Source organism: Brevibacterium pigmentatum, from assembly GCF_011617465.1.
Lineage (GTDB): Bacteria > Actinomycetota > Actinomycetes > Actinomycetales > Brevibacteriaceae > Brevibacterium > Brevibacterium pigmentatum.
In genome coordinates, this window is sequence record NZ_CP050153.1 from 3824990 (window position 1) to 3843850 (window position 18861).

Consider the following 18861-nt stretch of genomic DNA (forward strand, 5'->3'; position numbering starts at 1 on the left):
CCCGATCCTATCGGGGACCGGAGACCACACCATGACCTGCGCGTAAAGTTGAAGCGCACACTCACCGATCGCACACCGGTCAATGAACCCAGCAGATCGGGCCTCGCGTCGAAAGGACGGCATCACGATGGACGACACGACTGCCGACGACCGATCCGGAACCGGATCCGATCCATCATCACCCGAGGGCACGGCCGCCTCGGCGATCGGGGGAAGCCTGCGGCGGACGATCGGTCTGAGCGAACTCGTCTTCTTCGGTCTCGTCTTCATCGGTCCCGCGGCCGCAGTCGGTGTGTTCGGCACGCTCGACGCCCGGTCCGGCGGCGCGGTGGCGCTGGTCTATATCGTCGCGACGATCGTCATGGCCTTCACCGCGGTCAGCTATATGCGCATGTCACGGGAGGTTCCCCGGGCGGGCACGGTCTTCGCCTACGCCTCGGCGGGCATCGGGAAACCGGCCGGCTTCGTCGCGGGGTGGATGATCCTCCTCGACTATCTCTTCATCCCTTCGGTCGCCTATCTGTTCACCGGGATCGCCCTCAACTCGATCTTCCCGGCCCTGCCCGTCTGGGTGTTCGTGGCCGTGGCCGTCGTCCTCACCACCGGCCTCAACCTCGCCGGAGTGAAGATCGCCTCCCGTGTGATCACCGGAGTCGTCCTCGCCGAGGTGGCCGTCCTCGGCCTGGTTCTCATCCTCGGCATCGCCTACCTCGTCCAGAATGGGCCGACGCGGGGATGGCTGACCCCGCTGACCGGTGTCGATGCGTTCTCCGTGACCGCGGTGCTCGCGGCCGTGTCCGTGGCCGTCCTGTCCTACCTCGGCTTCGATTCGCTCGCGACGTTCTCCGAGGAGGCCAAGGGCGGGCCGCGGATCGTCGGCCGGGCCACGCTCATCTGCCTCGTCCTGGCCGGTGTCTTCTTCGTCGCGCAGACCTGGGTGGGCAGTCTGCTCTCACCGTTGACTCCGGCGGACCTGCAGGCCGACCCCGCGCTCGAGGGGGCCGCCTACTACAGCGCCGTCGACTCGACGCTCGGCTCGTGGCTGCACTGGCTGCTCGCTCTGGCCAAGGCCGTGGGCGCGGCGTTCTCCGCGATGATCGGCCAGGCCGCCGGCTCCCGCATCCTCATGGACATGGGACGGTCCCGGCAGGTGCCGAAATTCCTCGCCGAGGTGGCCCCGAAGACCGGTGTGCCGTGGAAGGGGATCCTCGTGGCCGCCGGGGGAAACGTCATCGTGGCAGGGTGGGCAGCGACCCGGGCCGATGGTCTCGACCAGCTGACCTCGATCGTCAATGTCGGTGCACTGACGGCGTTCGTGTTCCTCCAGGCCTCGGTGGTCGGGTACTTCCTCGTGAAAAAGCAGGGCAGCGAGGCTCCGAACTGGTTCAAACACGGAGTCATTCCCATCAGCGGCGCCGGACTGCTCATTGCCGTGCTCGTCAGCGCGAATCCGCTGGCCCTGCTCATCGGAGCAATCTGGGTGATCATCGGCATTGCGGTGTTCGCGGTGAACAACCGGCGGCGAACCCACGGTTGAGCCGCCTCGGCGCGGGGGTCGTCAGTCCTGCAGGCGGGTCGTTCCGTCGTGGCTGCCGGAGGTGTTGAGCTGTTTGGCGTAGCAGCTGTCGGGGTCGAGTCCGTGCGATGAGCACCAGGACAGGGCGTCTTCGGGGTCGTCGTATCCGATGCCGACGACGGTGACCCAGAAGTCGTCTTCCTTGAAGCTGCCGAAGTCGCCGGACCAGATGAGCTTCACGCGGGGGAATTCTTCGCGCAGTCCTTCGAATTCTTCGAGGATCGATTCTTCGTCCCAGGTCTTTCCTTCGGCTTCGAGGCCGACCTTCTTCGAGCTCAGCTGCGGCACCCATTTGCCGTTGAGTTCGCTCTTCGCTGTCTTCCCGTCGGAGTCGGCGAGCTGTTCGAGTGCCTTCTTCGGGTCGTCGGGCAGCGCCGATTCGGTCTCGGTGGGTTCGGGTGGCTGGCCGGCCGCGGCCGAACCGTCGTCGCTGGCGGAGTTCGTCGGCTCAGTCGTGGAGGCGACGGACTCGGGATCATCGGAGTCCTTCGAGAAGAAGGTCGCCGCGCCCCATCCGATGCCACCGGCGAGGACGATGCCGACGATGACGAGAAGAGCGATGAGTCCTCCGCGCTTCTTCTGCGCGGGCTGTCCGGCGCGCTGAAACGGTCCCGGACCATAGCCAGGTGGCGGCGGGGGCGGTTGCTGGTGAGGAGGCTGGCCGACGCCGTAAGGCGGGCCGCTCTGCGAGTGCGGGGTCTGGATATAGGGGCGATGCGGCTGAGGTGACTGTGGAGGAGTCGGCGGAGTGTTCCAACCGTTGCCCGACTGGGGTCCTGACTGCGGGCTCGGCGGGGGTCCCGGTTGGGATCCGGGCTGCGAGGACCACTGGCTTCCCGACCGGTCGTTGACGTCCCATTCGTTCTCATCCCCGCGCCCGGGAGGGTTCGTACTCATCCGTAACTCCAGATCGATCACGCCGTATTTCAGAAAAAGTCCCAATATAGAACTTCTCTTGCATTAACAGCCTAATATAAGTTGTGAACTACACATGCTTGATCTGCTCAGTTGATTGTTTCGATTTGAACTACATTGCGCAGCTGTCAGGCAACTGCACTTGAGGACTGGGTATGCACGACGAATCCGACGAGACGACACCGACCGCCGCCGAGGATCCGAAGGATCAGACCGCCGAAGACCAGGCTGCTGAGGACCAGGAGAGTCCCGAATCGTCTGATGAGGCGGGCACCGAGGCCCCGGAATCTCCCCAGGCTCAAGATGATGACGCTACCGAAGTGATGGATTCTGTCGGATCCGACTCCACCTCCGATCCTGCCTCCGATGCCGAGAGCTCGGAAACGATCGGTTCTGCAGATTCAGCAGGGGCCGACAGTTCCGATTCCACCGAGGAGACCGCTCGCTGGGCACCGCCCGAAGACGGATCACCCACCGCCGGACAGACAGCCGACCCATACGCTCAAGGGCCCGGCACCAACCAACCCGATCCCTACCAGCAGAGCCCCGACCAGCAGAATGCCTACCAGCAGAGCCCCGACCAGCAGAATGCCTACCAGCAGGGCGCCTATCAGCAGGGCGCGTACCTGCAAGGCTCGGGCCCTTACCAACAGGACGCTTACCAACAGGGGCTCTACCCACAGGGCTCCGGCCCCTACCAGCGAGCCCCTCACCAGCAGGGCCCCGACCCGACCGGCCAATCCGGTCCGATGCCCTACCCCGCACCACCGGGTTACCCTGCGAACGCACCGAAGTCGAAGTTCGCCTCGGCGCTGGGGAAGGGATCCACGTGGAAAACCGCGCTGATCCCACCGGGGATCGCTCTGCTCGGCGGCATCATCGTCTCCATCATCCTCACTATCATCCTCACGTCGATGTCGGAGTTCGACTCCGTGACGGAGGAGACCGGACTCAACCTCGACAGCCTCAACTACGCCCTGCCGTTCATCCTCATGGCGCTGTCGCTGTTCGGTTCGGCGGCGCTGCGCCTGGACATCAACGCCCCTGACAGCTTCAATGCCCAGCTGAGCATCTTCACCACCGGAGCACCTCTGGTGGTCACCATCGTCATTGTGGGTCTGCTGTGGTGGATGACGAAGATCAGCGAACGCCGATCCCCCGCGCCCAATCGGGTGTCCACGTGGATCCGCATCGGGGTCGCGACTCTGGCGATGACGCTCGTGCTCTTCCTCTTCCAGGTCATCTTCGCCGCCCGCGCCTCCGCTCTCGAGGAGGAAGGGTCGTTCACCTTCTCCTTCTCCGCGGTCACCGCCCGATCGTTCTTCCTGCCGCTGCTCGTCATCCTCATCACGAGTATCGCCGGCCGGGTCGCCGGGCATTTCAAGGGCACCGAGGCGATCGGTGCACCATTCCTGCGCTGGGCCGTTCCGCCACTGCTGGTGACGTGGATCCACTTCGCCCTCACCGTGGCCGTGTTCTCGATCGTCGCACTCTTCGTCCTGCCGCTGTCCGTCGAGATGCCGGGCCAGCTGGTCCCGCTGACGTTCGTCAACATGGGCCTCATCCTCACCTCGCTGACCCACCTCGGCGGAATCAGCGCCACCGCCCAGGGCGACTTGGGCTTCTACTCGGACACCTTCTCCGAAAGCCTCACCCTGTTCAGCCGCGAGGCTCCCGACCTGCTGTGGCTGGGACTGCTCGTCGTTGCGGTCACCGTGCTGATCGCCACGGTCGTCGCCACCGTCACGCGTCGACCGGCCTGGACCGTGATCGAGCAGGACAAGCAGCAGTGGTCGAGTGCGTGGAAGCTGCCGGTGGCGTTCTGCCTCGTCTGGGGCCTGCTGTCGCTGCTGGCCATTCCCGCGAACATGTCGATGTCCGGATCCGCCGAGGCGGCCATGTTCTTCGGCGGTTCCGGTGCGGCTCGTGCGGGGATCGGTCCCCTGGCCTGGACATTCCTCATCTTCGCTCTCTGGGGTGGGATCATCGAGGTGCTCTCGCGCACCCTCGGCCCACGTCTCGCCCTCACCTTCCCCGCGGTGGCACGGATCGCCGCCGGGCGGACGGTGCACCCGCACTGGGGACCGTATCTGGGAATGAGCGAACCGCAGTTCGCGTTCGTCCATCCCGATCTGGCTCAGGCTTCAGCTCCGGCACCGCCGCCGGTCGCTCCGGGACCCGGCGAAGTCGGACCGCACGGGCCCGCCGGTTATCAGGGCCAGCCGGCATCGCCGGACGCGTTCGGCTCGCAGGGTCAGGGGCAGGGTCAGCCGCAGGCCCATCCGGGAAGCCAACCTGGCAGTCATCCGGGCGCTCCGCAGCAGGGACTGCAACAGGGCCCCCAGCAGTTCTCCGCCCCGGGCGCTACGCAGCAAGGCCCGCAGCAGGGTCCACCGCCGCCTCCGACTCCGTCCGACCAGCAGGCTTATGCCTGGCCGCAGGGTTCGGCCGGTCAGCAGTCGTACTCGGCTCCGCAGGGAATGTACGCCGCGCAGCCGTACGCGGGTCCGGCCCAACCCTTCGACAAGAAGAAGGCGAAGCTCGTCTCAGTCGTCGCCGGCGGTGCCGCCCTCCTCCTTGTGGCCGCGATCATCGTCGTCACCCAGCTCAACGGGCACATGTTCGGCCCCGAGGCGACGGTGGAGAAGTACTTCTCGGAGCTCTCCGACGGTGACGCCGAAGGTGCACTCAAGGTCGCCGACGTCGACGTTCCGCAGGAGTCACGCACCCTGCTGACCAACGACGTCCTCGGCGGCTCGAAGGCACTGCCCGACGATGTCACCGTCGAAGACGCCGAGATCTCAGGAGACACGGCGACGGTCGCAGTCACCTACGATGTCGGCGGTTCCAAGGGCAACAGCACCCTGACCCTGCACAAAGCGGGGAAGAAGGCGCTGTTCTTCGACGACTGGGCGCTCAAGAGCCCGGACCTGCTCACTCTCACCGTCGACACTCCCGGCCTCAAGAAGGTCAAGGTCAACGGAATCGACGTCGACAGCGACGGGTCGACCCTGTCCCTGCCGGCCTTCCCCGGTCTCTACACGATCGACCTGGCCGAGAAGTCCGATCTCATCACCGCCGACGCGGTCGAGGTGCGGGCGTTCCTCGGCGATGACGCGAACATGGAGGGCGAGGAGACGCCGGTACTCTCAGCCCACCCCTCGGACGCGTTCCGCACCGAGGTCGACAAACAGGTCAAGACCCTCATCGACAGCTGCGCGAAGAAGTCCGTCGCCCAGCCCGACGGGTGCCCGTTCGGATCCTCACTGGCCGAAAGCTATGACGCCACCGGACTCACCTGGTCGATCTCGTCGTATCCGACGGTGACCGTCGCCGATGACTCCTTGGGTGCCGACCAGTACTCGAACCCGGAGGACGCGACCGGTCCGAACGGCGGTCCGGCGTGGCTGATCTCCTCGAACACGTCCGGTGAGGCCCTCGTGACCGGCACCTACGACATGTTCGACGAGTCCGAACCCTTCGATGACACCGTGTCCTTCGACCTCAACGGCACCGCCGAGATTGTCGACGGCAAGATCGTCATCACCGTCAGCGACAACCCCTGGGACTGGTGACCGACGCGGCGTGGCCCGGCCCCAGCCGGGGCACGCCGTTCAGTCCAGGGACACGCTGGTCGACACGCGGTTCAGTCGACGAAGATCGCCGAGGCGGTGCTGCCGATCCGTTCCACGAGCCCTCGTCCTTCATCGACGTAGGCGGCGCACTCATCGTCGGGGACCATCGCCCCACCGGTGAGCCACACCAAGTGGATGCCCGGCGCCGATTCGGCCCCTGCGTCGCCCATCCGCCACGGGATGGTCAGTCCGGCGGTTGCCGAGGGTTCGACGTCGATGCCTTCGGTTTCGTGGAGCACCCCGACTCCGGCCCGGATGACCTCGTCGGGGATCGCAGCGAAACCGGAGATCAGCGGCCCGATCGTCGGTCCGATGAAGCGTGACGGGCGGGCGACCGCCAACCCGTCGGCCGCGGTGGCTCCGGTCAGGCCGATGTCCTGCACGGAGATGTCGCTGTGCCGGCCGGTGCGCACGCCGAGGAACATCGCTGGGGCCTGACTGGATTCGACGAAGATGCAGCGCACCGCCGTACCGAAGACACGTCGGAGTCCGAAGGTCACTCCCCCGGGCCCGCCTCCAATTCCGCACGGCAGATAGACAGTGAGCGGATTGCGATCATCTATGGTCACGCCGACGGCCGCGAACTGGCGTTTCAGTCGCAGCGCTGCCACCGAGTATCCGGCGAAGAGGCTCACCGAGTCCTCATCGTCGACGAAGTGCGTGTTCGCGGCGGCTTCCGCCGAGGCGCGGCCGGCTTCGACGGCTTCGACGAAGTCGCCGGCGTGTTCGATGACGTCGACGCCGTGGTCGCGCAGCATCGTCTTCTTCCATTCCCGGGCATCGGCGGACATATGCACCGAGGCGGCGAACCCGAGGCGAGCGCTCAGGATTCCGATCGACAGCCCGAGGTTGCCGGTCGACCCGACGACGATGCGGTGATTCGCAGCGATGTCACGGAACTGAACACTCGAATAGGTGGCGGGATCGAGTGGGTCGAGGCCATGGTCGGCGGCGACCGCCTCGGCGAATTCAAGCACCTCGTGGAAGCCGCCACGGGCCTTGATCGACCCGCTCACCGGCAGACTGTCGTCGCGCTTGAGCCACAGCCGTCCGACCAGGTCGGATCCGAACAGGTCGTCGAGGCGACGCTGCGCCGCCGGTGCCGGCATCAGGGTCGATTCGATCATTCCGCCGCCGGCTTCCGGGAACGCCTCGGCGAATTCGGCCGGGACCGTCGATGTCTCCGGGAAGGTCGTCGCGAACCAGGGGGCGAAGCAGTCGAACCGGGCCGCCGCGGAATCCATGACCGCGCCGAGATCGGGCAGGGCCGCCTCGGTGGGGGTGGAGCGGAGCCACGTCGTCGGTCGGCCCGATGCCAGGGATCGGATGATCTCGTCGGTGCTGAGGTCGTCAGGCAGTGCGGACATGCACCGATCGTAGCCCGGCAGGGTGCGGGCCTCAGTTCTTGACGATCTTCTTCGCGGATTCGAGGACATCGGCGAGTTCGTTCAGCCATGTCGCGTAGCCGTCATAGGTGTAGGCGCGTTTGTCGTCCCAGGTGCCCAGCTGTCCTGCCTCGACTGCGGGCAGTCGTCTGTAGACCGGATTGTCCTCGTAGTCGGTCGAGGCGTCGTGGACGAGGACGACGTCGGCCGGGTAGTCCGACATCTTCTCCCAGGAGACTTCGGCCCAGCTCCTGTCTCCCGTGGCGTCGGGTCCGACGAGGGTGAGCCCATCTTCGGTGAGCATCTCGGCGATGCCCAGGGAGTTCGAGGTGTAGTTGATCTCGGCGGTGAAGTTCGCCAGCAGAACTGTCAGATCGTCCTGCTTCTTCGCCACAGTGCGGATGCGTGCTCGAGCGTCATCGAAGGCCTTGCGCTTGTCCGCGATATCGCCGGTCTCCGTGTCCTTGCCCAGTGCCTTCGCGATGGCCGCATACTGGGCGAGCATCGCATCGGGACTCTGCCCACCGAGTTTGACCGGGACGAAGGGCACGAGCTCGCTGACCTGGCCCTTCACCTTCTCGTCCCACCAGGTCCACCCGTCTCCTGCCTCATTGCCGTAGGCGACGAGGATGTCCGGCTCGGCGACGGCGAGGGCTTCGATATCGAGTTCCATATCGGTGCCGACAACTTCAACGCCTTCTTGGTCGAAAGCCTTGCCCGGGGATTCGTTCTGCCCGAAGCCGAAGACCGCGACCGGCGTGACGCCGTACTGTGCAAGGCCGGCCGCCGAATAGAAGTCCGCGGCGATGCGCTTCGCCGGACGGTCGATTTCGATCGTCAGTCCGTCATATCCTTCCGGCGAATACCTGAAGTTCGGGGCGCTGTCAGCAGCACCGGAAGCGCCGCCTCCCGCCTCACCGTCGGCCTCGCCCCGGCAGGCGACGAGGGCGAACGGGACGAGAACGGACAGGGCAAGGAGCTGACGACGACGCATCGAGAGCCTTTCGGTGAGCGTCCCCGCGGGGACGGAATTGGTGCGCCTGTAGTGACGCCGGGACCACCGTAGCATTATTTGGAAAGGCTAGCCTTACTAAATTAGAGTAGAGTAGCGTTGCGGATGTTCCGACTTCCACGACAGCTGCACACACGAACAGAACGCGTCCCCGCGGGGACGACCTTACGACCACGTGGTCGCTGAGGATGCGAAGGAGTATCAGTGTCACGAGCCCCCATCGGCGCCTTCGAAGCAGAGGTCCTCGCCGTCGACGATCTCAGCCCGTGCTTCCGTCGGGTGACGTTCGGGGGTGCGGGACTCGAAGACTTCGGCCCGAACACCCACCCTCGTGATCTGCGGATCAAACTCGTCATCCCGCCTCAACGCTCCGCCGCACCGACGTTCGATCTGCCGGCATTCCTCACCGAGCAGGAAGCCGCCGGGGTGTCCTGGTACCAGGCCTGGCTGCAGGTCAGCCCCGAGGAGCGCGGTGCGATGCGCACCTACACCGTGCGCGAATGGAACGATGCCGACCGCCGACTCGTCATCGACATGGTCCTCCACACCGATGAGCACGGCCATTCGGGCCCCGCAGCCGAATGGGCCGAGGCCGCCGAGGTGGGGCACCGTCTCCACATCATCGGCCCCTCCCGCACTTCGGAGACGCCGTGCGCCGGGATCGAATTCGCCCCCGGCGATGCCCACCAGATCCTGCTCGCCGGCGACGAGACCGCCGTACCCGCCATCGCCTCGATCCTCGATTCGCTCAAGGACAGCCGGGCCCGAGGGAAAGCCGTTCTCGAGGTCCCCAGCGCCGAGGACATCATCGACATGACTGCTCCCGCAGGCTTCGAGATCGAATGGCTGCCGCGCGGGGAAGCCGAATTCGGACAGCTGCTCGAACCCGCCGTCCGCGAGGCGGTCCGTTCGGAGACCCGGATCCCCGCCGAGGTCGGAGCCGGATCCGCAGGGTCAGCGGGCACCACAGATGGTCCGGTCCGAGAACTCGACGACGTCAACATCGACGAGGAGATCCTCTGGGATGTTCCCGCGGCCCTCACCGAGGCGGCTCAGGGAAGTTCGAGTGCCACGGAGAAGGACGACCGTCCCTTCTATGCCTGGATCGCCGGTGAGGCCGGGCCGGTCAAGCGTCTGCGCCGCTACCTCGTCCAGGAAGTCGGAGTCGACCGCAAGCAGATCGCGTTCATGGGCTACTGGCGTCAGGGCAAGGCCGAAGGCTGAGTCCTCAGACCCGGTTCAGCTGAGCCGTCGCCGTCAGCACCGTCATCTGTGCCTTCGTCGTCGGCAGCATTGGCTCCACCACAGATCGAGTCTTCGGGCACGAAAACGACGCGTGCGGGTCGGGTTCTGACATTTGCCGACCGCCCGACTGCGTTCAGATCTCGGCGAGCATCTTCCCTGGGTTGAGGATGCCCAGCGGGTCGAGCGCGTTCTTCACGGCCAGCTGGATCCGTCGCGATCCTTCGTCGAGTTCATTCGGCAGCCAAGCGCGCTTGAGGAACCCGACCCCGTGTTCGCCGGTGATCGTGCCGCCGAGTTCGAGGCCGATGCGCATGATCTCAGCGAACACCCTTTCGGCCTTCGCCGTCTCGGCCGCATCGCCGGAGTCGAAGAACACCGATGGGTGCATATTTCCGTCGCCGGCGTGCGCGACGAGGGCGATCTCGAGTCCGGATGATGACCGCAGCTCGGCCAGTCGGTCGCAGAATTCGGGCACGGCGGTGCGCGGCAGGCACACATCGTCGAGCAGCTGACCGCCACCGTGGGCGGTGGCGAACTTCTCATAGGCCGGCTGGATCATCCGCCGCGCGGTGATGAGTGCCGCGGAGTCGCTCGGGTCGTCGGAGTACGCGACGTCGAGGGCACCGCAGCGCTGGGCCACCTCGGTGAAGGCCGACATTGCAGCTTCCGCATCGGTCGGGTTGTCGTCGACCTGCATGATGAGCATCGAACCGGCGTCACCGTCGAGGCCGAAGTCGCCGTAGTCGTTGAGCATGCGCAGGCTTGCCCCGTCGAGGAATTCGAACAGGCTCGGCACCCCGCCGTCGGCCATGAAGTCGGCGACGGTCTGCAGTCCGCTGCGCTCATCCGGGAAGGTCGCGATCGCGGTGAACGGCTCGGGCAGGGCGGGCACGAGGCGCAGCGTCGCCTCGACGACGATGCCCAGGGTGCCTTCGGAGCCGATGAAGAGGTGACGCATATCGAGCCCGGCCACGCCCTTGGCCGTCTGCGGGCCGAGCGTGGTGATGGACCCGTCGGCCAGAACGACCTTGAGTGAGCGGACATAATCCCTGGTCACACCATATTTAACGCAGCAGAGTCCGCCGGCGTTCGTCGCGATGTTTCCGCCGATCGAGGACAGGGCCACCGACCCCGGATCCGGCGGGTAGGACAGTCCGAACGGGGCGAGGTGGTCCTTGAGGTCCTGGTTGATGATGCCCGGTTGGACGGTGACGAGGCGTTCGGCCTCGTTGACGGCCACGACGTCCTTCATCTTAGACACGTTGAGCAGGATCGCTCCTGGTGAGGCGTTCGCGCCTCCCGAGATCCCGGATCTCGCCCCCTGCGGGACGACCGGCACCCGGTGTGCGCTGGCGAAGGCCATGACCTCTTGGACGTCTTCCGCCGAGGCGGCCCTGACCAGGGCGATCGCCCCTTCACGCGGGCAGAACAGGGCTTCGTCGCTGGAGTGGGCGTCGATGACGTCCGGGTCAGTCGTCAGCGCACCCGGACTCAGTTTCGCTGTGAGATGCTCGAGTGCCGCCGGGTCGAGGGCGGGGAAGTCGGGTGCGGTGGACGTCGGGGTCGTCAATTGTGCTCCTCGGATCGGTGGGGCGAAGGCGGACGGCGGGCGAGTACGGAACGGTCGGCCGCCTCGGCGAGGTGTGGTACCGCGAGGACCGTCACTTCAGTTTCGCGTCCAGGTTATCCGGTGCGGGAGCGGCTCTGAGGATGAGGGTGACGATGCCCGCGGCGACCATGGCTGCGCCGACGACCCACATGCCCGCGTTCTGGGTGCCGGTGAGGTCGGCCAGCCAGCCGGTGATGTAGGGGGCGAAGAAGCCCGCGGAGTTGCCGAGCGAGTTGATGAGCGCGAGGCCCGCTGCGGCGCCGGCTCCGGCGAGGAAGGTCTGCGGCAGCGGCCAGAAGGTCGGCAGGGCCGCGCAGATCGCCATGCAGGTGATCGTCACGGCGATCATCGTCGTGAACGGCGAGGACAGGTAGAGGGCTATCGGGATCGCCACTCCGCCGATGAACAGCGGCAGGGCGACATGCCAGACTCGTTCGCCGGTGCGGTCGCCGTGGCGGGACCAGAAGTACATGGCCAAGGCGCCGAAGATGTAGGGGATGGCCGTGATGAGGCCGATCTCGACGATCGAGTATTCGACGCCGAAGGACTCCTGGAAGCCGGCGATGATCGTGGGGAGGAAGAAGCTCATGGCGTAGAGGCCGTAGACCATGCCGAAGTAGACGAAGGACAGGGCCCACACGCGCGGCTGCAGCAGCGAGCGGCGGACCGGGTAGTGGAAGGTCTCTTCCTTGCTCTTCTCCTCGGCGTCCATCGTCGCCTGCAGCCAGTTGCGCTCTTCGGCGCTCAGCCACTTCGCATCGCGCGGACGGTCGGTGAGGTAGAAGATGCACATGATGCCGAGCAGAATCGCGGGCACACCTTCGATGATGAACATGAAGCGCCAACCGGCGAAGTCCTCGAAGATCGCGTTGCCGCTGGAGATCAGCCACGACGACAGGGGCGACCCGACGACGCTGGAGAGCGGAATGGCGAGCATGAAGAGGGCCGTGGCCCGGGCGCGCATCGAGGTCGGGAACCAGTATGTGAGGTAGAGGATGATGCCGGGGAAGAATCCCGCCTCGGCAACGCCGAGGAGGAACCGCAGGACGTAGAGCCATCCGTGGTTGGGCACGAAGGCCATGGCCGCCGCGACGATTCCCCAGCTGATGAGGATGCGGGCGAGCCAGATGCGTGCGCCGAACTTGTGCAGAGCGAGGTTCGAGGGCACTTCGAGGATGAGGTAGCCGAAGAAGAAGATGCCTGCGGCGAACCCGAACTGCGTCGCGTTCATTGCGAGGTCTTCGTTCATCCCGCCCGGCCCGGCGATGCCGATGTTCGTCCGATCGAGGTAGTTGATGAAGTACATCGCGATGACGAACGGGATGAGACGGATGAGGACCTTGCGCAGGGTCCTCTTCTCCAGTGCCGAACCGGCGGGGGTCTGTCCGCTCACAGGCGGGCTCACCTCGGATGACATGGGATCTCCTTCGATCAGGTCGGGCCACGGTGGTGGCGCGGGGATGCGCCGCGAACATGGTCGTCGGCGCATGATGGCAACACATTACGACAGCAGGGGCGGCTGACCTAGCGTTCGCAGCAAAAGTACCGAATACCGGGACGGGGACTTCAATCGACTCATTCAAGCCGGCGCGCGGATGTCGAACCGTGCTCGACTCGACATCCGCGTTCCGCCTTGAACGACGTTTCGGTTGCCCGCTCACCGTCGGGCAACTGATCGGTACGATGAAGTCACTGAGGCGCGGATACCACTGCAAGGGGGCGACATGCAGCCGATAACGGAACTCGAAGCCGAAACCCTGCGCGACTACTACGGCAAGTTCGCCCGCCTCGAAGCAGCCGGTACCTCCCCGATCTATACCGCTTGGGCTGAAGGCGTGGCCGCCGATGACGAGGTCATCGCCCTGTTGCTCGAGCTTCCCCGACCGAAGCGCCAAGCCAACCTTCTCTTCGCCGCGGCCCGCCACCTCGGCGCCGGTGAGGGCACCTATGCTGACCTGCGCGCATGGCTGCTCAGACATTGGGACGACGTTCGGGAGCTCATGCTTGCCCGGTCGACACAGACGAACGAGGCCGGTCGCTGTGCGACGCTGCTCCCCGCGCTCGCACGGATTCCCGGCCCGCTCGCGCTCATGGAGGTCGGCGCCTCGGCGGGGCTCTGCCTCTATCCCGACCGATACAGCTACCGATTCACCGTCACCGGGTCGTCCGGTTCAGATTCCGCGCAGTCGACGACGCTCGACCCTGCGGATGGTCCGAGCGCGGTCGTGCTCGACTGCGAACTGACGAATGTCTCGGTGCCAGAGCGCCTCCCCGAGGTCGCGTGGCGCGCCGGAATCGATCTCAATCCCCTTGATATCACCGATGGTGACCAGCGGGAATGGCTGACGTCGCTGATCTGGCCCGAACATGAGGCGAGGCGGGAGCGCCTCCTCGCCGCTGCCTCGATCGCGGCCGCCGATCCCCCGCATCTCGTCCGCGGCGACCTGCTCGACACCGTCGAATCCCTGCTTGCCGAGGTGCCCGCCGGGACCCAGCCGGTCGTCTTCCACAGCGCGGTGCTGGCCTATGTCGACGCCGAGGTGCGTGCCTGCTTCGCTTCGCTCATGCGATCGCGTGATGACGTCGTGTGGATCAGCAACGAGGGAGCGGGCGTCCTGCCTGACACTCCTGCGCAGCTCGAGACGCTCGGGGTCGAAGCCGATGGGCGATTCGTCCTCAGCGTCGACGGCCGAGCTGTCGCTCTGGCTGGACCGCACGGGCAGAGCTTCACCGGCCTGCCGCAGTCCTGATGCGCGGCCCGGACCCCTCGTTCAAGCCGCAACGCGGATGTCACGCCGTGCACGGGTAGACATCTGCGCGCCGCTTTGATCGACGCGTCGAGGCGCCGCCGCACCCCCACATTCACGCCCAACCGACGACGAGGCGGGCCGCCTCGGCGGGGATCATCGGATCGACTCCGGTGAGGTCGGCAAAGCGGCGCAGACGATTCGCCACCGTATTGCGATGGCAGAACAGCTGCGCGGCAGACGCACCGATGCTCCCCGAAGCGAGGTAGACCTGCACCGCCTCGATGAGGCGCTCCCGCTCGATCGGACCGCAGGCGGCCAGCGCGGACTCGACATCGGCGAGGATCGGATTGCCGGCGGCATTGAGCGACCGTGCGGCCAACCGCGCCCACCCGCTGCGCCACGTCATCGCAGACGTCTCATCAGCGGCGATGACATCAGCGAGGTCACGTGCGGTCAGCGCCGACCGCCGCAGGGTGCCGATCCCTTCGGCGCGCACATACCCCACCCTCGCCTCGGCGATCCTGGTGGCGAGCGCCGTCGTCGGATGACCGGCACCGCCCGGCACCGGACTGAAAGCGATGAAAACCTCGCCGAGGTGGTGCGTGAACATGGTCCCGCCCGCGCGGACATGATCGGAGATGATCACCCGCAGGGCCCGGACATCGTCCCCGGTGGCGGCGACGACGAGCAGCGGTGAGTCCACATCGAGTCCGAGGCCGGTCGCGATCCTCGACAGACGCTCACTCGTCGGATCGGGATCATCGAAGAGGCTTGCGATGAGTCCGGCATGCACCGAATCCTCTTCCGCGCGCATCCGAGTGCGCTCGGCGGTATAGGCCTGTTGGACCTGGGAGACGTACTCATCGACGGTGGACAGGACGATGCCGGTGTGCCTGATGACGAGTTCCGCATCCTCCTGGTTCGCCACTCGGGTGAGCACTTCCCAGAGCACATTGAAGTCATGGCGGATCGCGGTCATGAGCGCCTCGAGCGGGATGCCCGCACGAGCCCGCGACACTCCGACCTCGGTCGAAACCGACACTGGCCCGTCGAACCCACCGGATCGCAGTCCCTCGATGAGGGTGGAGAAGGAGGCCCGACCGGTCCGCCGCAGCTCCGAGACCGGAATCGGGGCGGGATCGTAGCCGGAGACCGTGACGACGCGGGTCATGAATCGCTCGGTCAGCTCGTCGAGGTCGAGAGCGTCGAGGAGTTCCAGCCAGCGGCGTTCGTCTCCGGGCTCCGGACGGTCCCGAAGCTGTCGTGTGCCCGCAAATCCGTCATGTTCATCCATCACAGCATCCAGAATATGTGCATATGCACAAGCAAGGTCCAAATTTCGGCGACAAATGTGCCTGGATCAGGACATGTGGCACTCTGTAAGGTCGATACCTGCCGGTCGAACACCTCGATCGACCGCTGCACCACCCGCACCCGGACTCGGCCGACCAGGCCCAGGTCCCCGGACTCGACGGAGAGAACCATGAGCGAGCAGAACACCACGGCGTCCGCCGAGCTCAATGCCACAACGGAACTGAGCGTCAAGGACGCGAACAAGGTCGCCGCCGGCGCCCTGATCGGCACCGCCCTCGAGTGGTACGACTTCTTCCTCTTCTCGGCAGCGGCCGCCCTGGTCTTCAACGTCCAGTACTTCACCAGCGAGAACGCCACGGCCGCCGCCATGGCCTCCTTCGCCACCTTCGGTGTCGGACTGGCAGCTCGTCCCATCGGCGGTCTGATCTTCGGCCGCATGGGCGACAAGATCGGTCGGCGCAAGGTCCTGCTCATCACGATCATCGGCATCGGCATCGTCACCGGCCTCATCGGCCTCCTGCCGACCTATGCTGCGATCGGCTTCGCCGCTCCCGCCCTGCTCGTGCTCCTGCGCATCCTCCAGGGTCTCTTCGTCGGCGGCGAGTGGTCGGGCGCGATGACCCTCGTCGTCGAGAACGCCCCGCTCCACCTGCGTGCCCGTTATGCGGCGATCCCGCAGATCGGCTCCCCGATCGGCACGATCCTGTCCTCCGGCGGCTTCTTCGTCATGACCTTGGTGTTCTCACAGGACAGCTTCGACTCATTCGGCTGGAGGATCCCGTTCCTCGTGGCCCTGCCGCTGCTCGTCGTCGCCGTCTACCTTCGCTCCCGCCTTGAAGAGTCCCCGGTCTTCCGTCAGCTCGAAGAGTCCGGCGAGGTCGAGAAGAGCCCCATCCGCACCACCTTCCGTGACTCGTGGAAGCAGATCATCATCGGCATGGCCGCGGCTCTCCTCGGCGTCGGCGGCTTCTACCTCGTCACCGCTTTCTGCGTCTGGTACGGCGTCAACGTCCTCGGCTACGACGATTCGCTCCTCCTGCTCGGCAGCATGGTCGCGGCCGCCGTCGAAATCCTCGCCCTGATCTGGGGCGGTGCCCTGGGAACGAAGTACGGAGCCTCGAAGGTCATCCTCTGGGGTGGAATCGCCTCGGCGGTCGTCGCGGTTCCCGCGTTCTTCATGTTCGAGTCCGGCAACCCGGTCCTCGTCGTCATCGCCATGACCCTGGCCGTGTCCACCCTGTCCCTGCCCTACGCGGCCTCGGGCACCGTGCTCACCGGACTGTTCCCCGCCACCACCCGCTACACGGGTGTGGGCATGGCGCAGAACGCCGCAGGCATGCTCTCCGGGTTCATCCCGCTGCTGGCCACGAGCTTCGTCGCCTCCGCCGGCGACCACTGGTGGCCGGCCGCCGCAATGCTCGTCTTCCTCTCCCTGTTCACGGCTTTCGCCGGCTTTGTCGCTCCTCGGATGAGCGTCGACCTGCCCGGCTTCAAACACTGAGAACCGCACAGCGCTGAGAACCCAGCGCAGCACCGGGCCGGGAGACCCGGACCTCACACCGTTCGATCGTCGAAAGGACACCCAATGTCGCGTTCCGCCGGCCACCTCATCGTCGACACCCTGGAGAGCGCGGGCATCGAGCGCGTCTACGCGGTCCCCGGTGAGTCCTACCTCGACGTCCTCGACGGACTGTATGACGCGGACATCGAGACCGTCGTGTGCCGGCAGGAGGGCGGTGCGGGGTTGATGGCGCTGGCCGAATCCCGGCTGACCGGCCGTCCCGGAATCGCCATGGTCACCCGCGGTCCAGGGGCGGCGAATGCGATGATCTCAGTCCACACCGCCTGGCAGGACGCAACCGCGCTCGTCCTGTTCGTCGGCCTCGTCCCCCTCAACGATCGCTCCCGCGAATCCTTCCAGGAGTTCAGCCTGTCCGAGTGGTTCTCCTCGACGGCGAAGCGCGTGCTCACCATCGATGATGCGGACCGCGCGGGTGAGATCACCGCCGATGCGCTACGCATCGCCGCATCCGGTCGCCCCGGCCCCGTCGTCGTCGGCCTGCCCGAGGATGTCCTCGTCCGGCTCACCGAGGCCCCCACTCCGGCCCTCCCCGAGGTGGCCCCACCGACCCCTGCCCCCGCCGTCATCGATGGCTTGGCTTCGCGAATCGCGGCCGCGAAGCGTCCCGCGTTCGTCCTCGGCGGGGATGGGTGGCACAACGGCTGCGGAGCCGAGCTGGCAGGTCTGGCCGCCTCGGCAGGGGTGCCGATCTTCTGCGATTGGCGCGCCTACGATGCGATTCCGCATTCCTCGCCGGCGTGGGCGGGGTGGCTCGGCTACGGTCGCGCCGATGCGGTGGCGGCCGGTTTCGCCGAGGCGGACCTCGTCGTCTTCGTCGGCTGCGCCCGCTCCGATGTCTTAAGCGACGGGTACACGATCGGCTTCGCCGCCGAGACCGTTCTCGTCTCCCTCGATATGGAGGCCACCCAGCACGCAGGCCGCATCGATGAGCACATCATCGCCTCCCCGGCCTCCTTCACTCGAGCCTTGACCAGGACCGAAGCCGGCGCGGCTCGGGATGCGAGCCAGCTGCGCGGAACCCGAACGGACGAGTGGATGCAGGGGCGCACGGACGTGCAGTTCCGATTCGCCGCTCACCGCCCCGACGCCGAGGCGGCACCGGAGAACGCGGACCGTGCCGGGGTCGATCTCGGGGTGGCATTCGGGATTCTCGATGACCGCCTCGGCGGGGAGGCGATCCTCACCTACGGGGCGGGCAATGCGACGATCTGGGGGCACCGGTTCATCCGGCATGAGCGCCCGTCCAGCCTCGTCGGAGCCCGCAACGGGGCGATGGGTCTCGCCGTTCCCGCCGCGGTGGCCGCTTCTCTGGCGTACCCGGAGCGGCGTGCGGTCGCGATCTGCGGTGACGGGGACTTCCTCATGAACGGCCAAGAGATCGCCACGGCCTTCGCCCACGGCGGATCACCGCTCATCATCGTCGTCGACAACGGCGTGTACGGCACGATCGTGTCCCACCAGGAGAATCACTATCCGGGGCGGCCCTCGGGCACGCGCATGGTCAACCCGAACTTCGCGGCATGGATGTCGGCATTCGATCTCAGCAGCTCCGGGGCTGCCTCGGCGAGCGATGCGTCCTCGACCGGCACCGGCTCGTCCAAGTCCGGGCTGACCGGGCACGGGGAGCGCGTCGAAACGACGGAGGAATTCGGGCCGGCGCTCGACAGAGCGCTTGCCCACGACGGGCCCGCGCTCATCCATGTGCTCATCGACCCGGCGACGATGCCTCCGGCCGCCGACGAAACCGCCTGATCAATCCTGGTGCCCGCCGCGGTGGGCACCTCTCTTCTGACTCCGGCACCGCCGGCGCCGCACCCCTCCATCCCGCCGTCGCGGGT

General features: G+C 66.4%; 12 protein-coding genes. 6 read left to right on the forward strand and 6 right to left on the reverse strand.

The features are described from left to right. Positions 1–127: 127 nt before the first annotated feature. The gene (locus tag GUY30_RS17330) at positions 128–1537 is read left to right on the forward strand and encodes an APC family permease (protein ID WP_167200363.1); all 1410 of its coding nucleotides are present in this window, start codon (positions 128–130) and stop codon (positions 1535–1537) included. A 21-nt stretch (positions 1538–1558) separates the two neighbouring features. On the opposite strand, the gene GUY30_RS17995 is transcribed toward GUY30_RS17330, so the two are convergent. After that, positions 1559–2473 (reverse strand): flagellar basal body-associated FliL family protein, encoded by a 915-nt coding sequence (locus tag GUY30_RS17995; protein ID WP_228281516.1) that lies wholly within the window; start codon positions 2471–2473, stop codon positions 1559–1561. A 173-nt stretch (positions 2474–2646) separates the two neighbouring features. Here GUY30_RS17995 and GUY30_RS17340 point away from each other — a divergent pair, with 173 nt between their 5' ends. After that, entirely contained in the window at positions 2647–6066 is a 3420-nt protein-coding gene (locus GUY30_RS17340; RefSeq protein ID WP_228281517.1) for a hypothetical protein, read from the forward strand. Positions 6067–6137: 71 nt separating this feature from the next. On the opposite strand, the gene GUY30_RS17345 is transcribed toward GUY30_RS17340, so the two are convergent. Both GUY30_RS17345 and GUY30_RS17350 read right to left on the reverse strand, forming a co-directional pair. Further along, positions 6138–7493 (reverse strand): D-serine ammonia-lyase, encoded by a 1356-nt coding sequence (locus GUY30_RS17345; RefSeq protein ID WP_167200366.1) that lies wholly within the window; start codon positions 7491–7493, stop codon positions 6138–6140. A gap of 31 nt (positions 7494–7524) precedes the next feature. Beyond that, positions 7525–8505: an ABC transporter substrate-binding protein gene (locus GUY30_RS17350; protein ID WP_167200369.1), complete on the reverse strand. Its 981-nt coding sequence runs from the start codon at positions 8503–8505 to the stop codon at positions 7525–7527. Between the two features lie 222 nt (positions 8506–8727). Here GUY30_RS17350 and GUY30_RS17355 point away from each other — a divergent pair, with 222 nt between their 5' ends. Continuing rightward, complete coding sequence (locus tag GUY30_RS17355; RefSeq protein WP_167200372.1) at positions 8728–9747, forward strand: siderophore-interacting protein; 1020 nt, start codon at positions 8728–8730, stop codon at positions 9745–9747. A 154-nt stretch (positions 9748–9901) separates the two neighbouring features. On the opposite strand, the gene GUY30_RS17360 is transcribed toward GUY30_RS17355, so the two are convergent. Together GUY30_RS17360 and GUY30_RS17365 are read right to left on the reverse strand one after the other, a co-directional pair. Next, the gene (locus tag GUY30_RS17360) at positions 9902–11338 is read right to left on the reverse strand and encodes an FAD-binding oxidoreductase (RefSeq protein WP_167200375.1); all 1437 of its coding nucleotides are present in this window, start codon (positions 11336–11338) and stop codon (positions 9902–9904) included. A 91-nt stretch (positions 11339–11429) separates the two neighbouring features. After that, positions 11430–12794 (reverse strand): MFS transporter, encoded by a 1365-nt coding sequence (locus tag GUY30_RS17365; RefSeq protein ID WP_167200378.1) that lies wholly within the window; start codon positions 12792–12794, stop codon positions 11430–11432. 307 nt (positions 12795–13101) lie between these two features. On the opposite strand from GUY30_RS17365, the gene GUY30_RS17370 reads away from it, so the two are divergent. Further along, entirely contained in the window at positions 13102–14127 is a 1026-nt protein-coding gene (locus GUY30_RS17370) for a DUF2332 domain-containing protein (protein ID WP_167200381.1), read from the forward strand. Positions 14128–14239: 112 nt separating this feature from the next. On the opposite strand, the gene GUY30_RS17375 is transcribed toward GUY30_RS17370, so the two are convergent. Next, positions 14240–15421 carry a PucR family transcriptional regulator gene (locus tag GUY30_RS17375; protein WP_167200384.1) on the reverse strand — a complete coding sequence of 394 codons (1182 nt, stop codon included), beginning with the start codon at positions 15419–15421 and terminating at the stop codon, positions 14240–14242. A 189-nt stretch (positions 15422–15610) separates the two neighbouring features. Here GUY30_RS17375 and GUY30_RS17380 point away from each other — a divergent pair, with 189 nt between their 5' ends. Beyond that, complete coding sequence (locus tag GUY30_RS17380; RefSeq protein ID WP_167200387.1) at positions 15611–16942, forward strand: MFS transporter; 1332 nt, start codon at positions 15611–15613, stop codon at positions 16940–16942. Between the two features lie 84 nt (positions 16943–17026). After that, positions 17027–18775 (forward strand): thiamine pyrophosphate-dependent enzyme, encoded by a 1749-nt coding sequence (locus GUY30_RS17385; protein WP_167200390.1) that lies wholly within the window; start codon positions 17027–17029, stop codon positions 18773–18775. Positions 18776–18861: the final 86 nt, after the last annotated feature.

Coding starts and splice junctions, on each gene's coding strand:
- GUY30_RS17330 (WP_167200363.1), top strand. CDS start 128: ATGGACGACACGACTGCCGACGACCGATCCGGAACCGGATCCGATCCA.
- GUY30_RS17995 (WP_228281516.1), bottom strand. CDS start 2,473: ATGAGTACGAACCCTCCCGGGCGCGGGGATGAGAACGAATGGGACGTC.
- GUY30_RS17340 (WP_228281517.1), top strand. CDS start 2,647: ATGCACGACGAATCCGACGAGACGACACCGACCGCCGCCGAGGATCCG.
- GUY30_RS17345 (WP_167200366.1), bottom strand. CDS start 7,493: ATGTCCGCACTGCCTGACGACCTCAGCACCGACGAGATCATCCGATCC.
- GUY30_RS17350 (WP_167200369.1), bottom strand. CDS start 8,505: ATGCGTCGTCGTCAGCTCCTTGCCCTGTCCGTTCTCGTCCCGTTCGCC.
- GUY30_RS17365 (WP_167200378.1), bottom strand. CDS start 12,794: ATGTCATCCGAGGTGAGCCCGCCTGTGAGCGGACAGACCCCCGCCGGT.
- GUY30_RS17370 (WP_167200381.1), top strand. CDS start 13,102: ATGCAGCCGATAACGGAACTCGAAGCCGAAACCCTGCGCGACTACTAC.
- GUY30_RS17375 (WP_167200384.1), bottom strand. CDS start 15,421: ATGGATGAACATGACGGATTTGCGGGCACACGACAGCTTCGGGACCGT.
- GUY30_RS17380 (WP_167200387.1), top strand. CDS start 15,611: ATGAGCGAGCAGAACACCACGGCGTCCGCCGAGCTCAATGCCACAACG.
- GUY30_RS17385 (WP_167200390.1), top strand. CDS start 17,027: ATGTCGCGTTCCGCCGGCCACCTCATCGTCGACACCCTGGAGAGCGCG.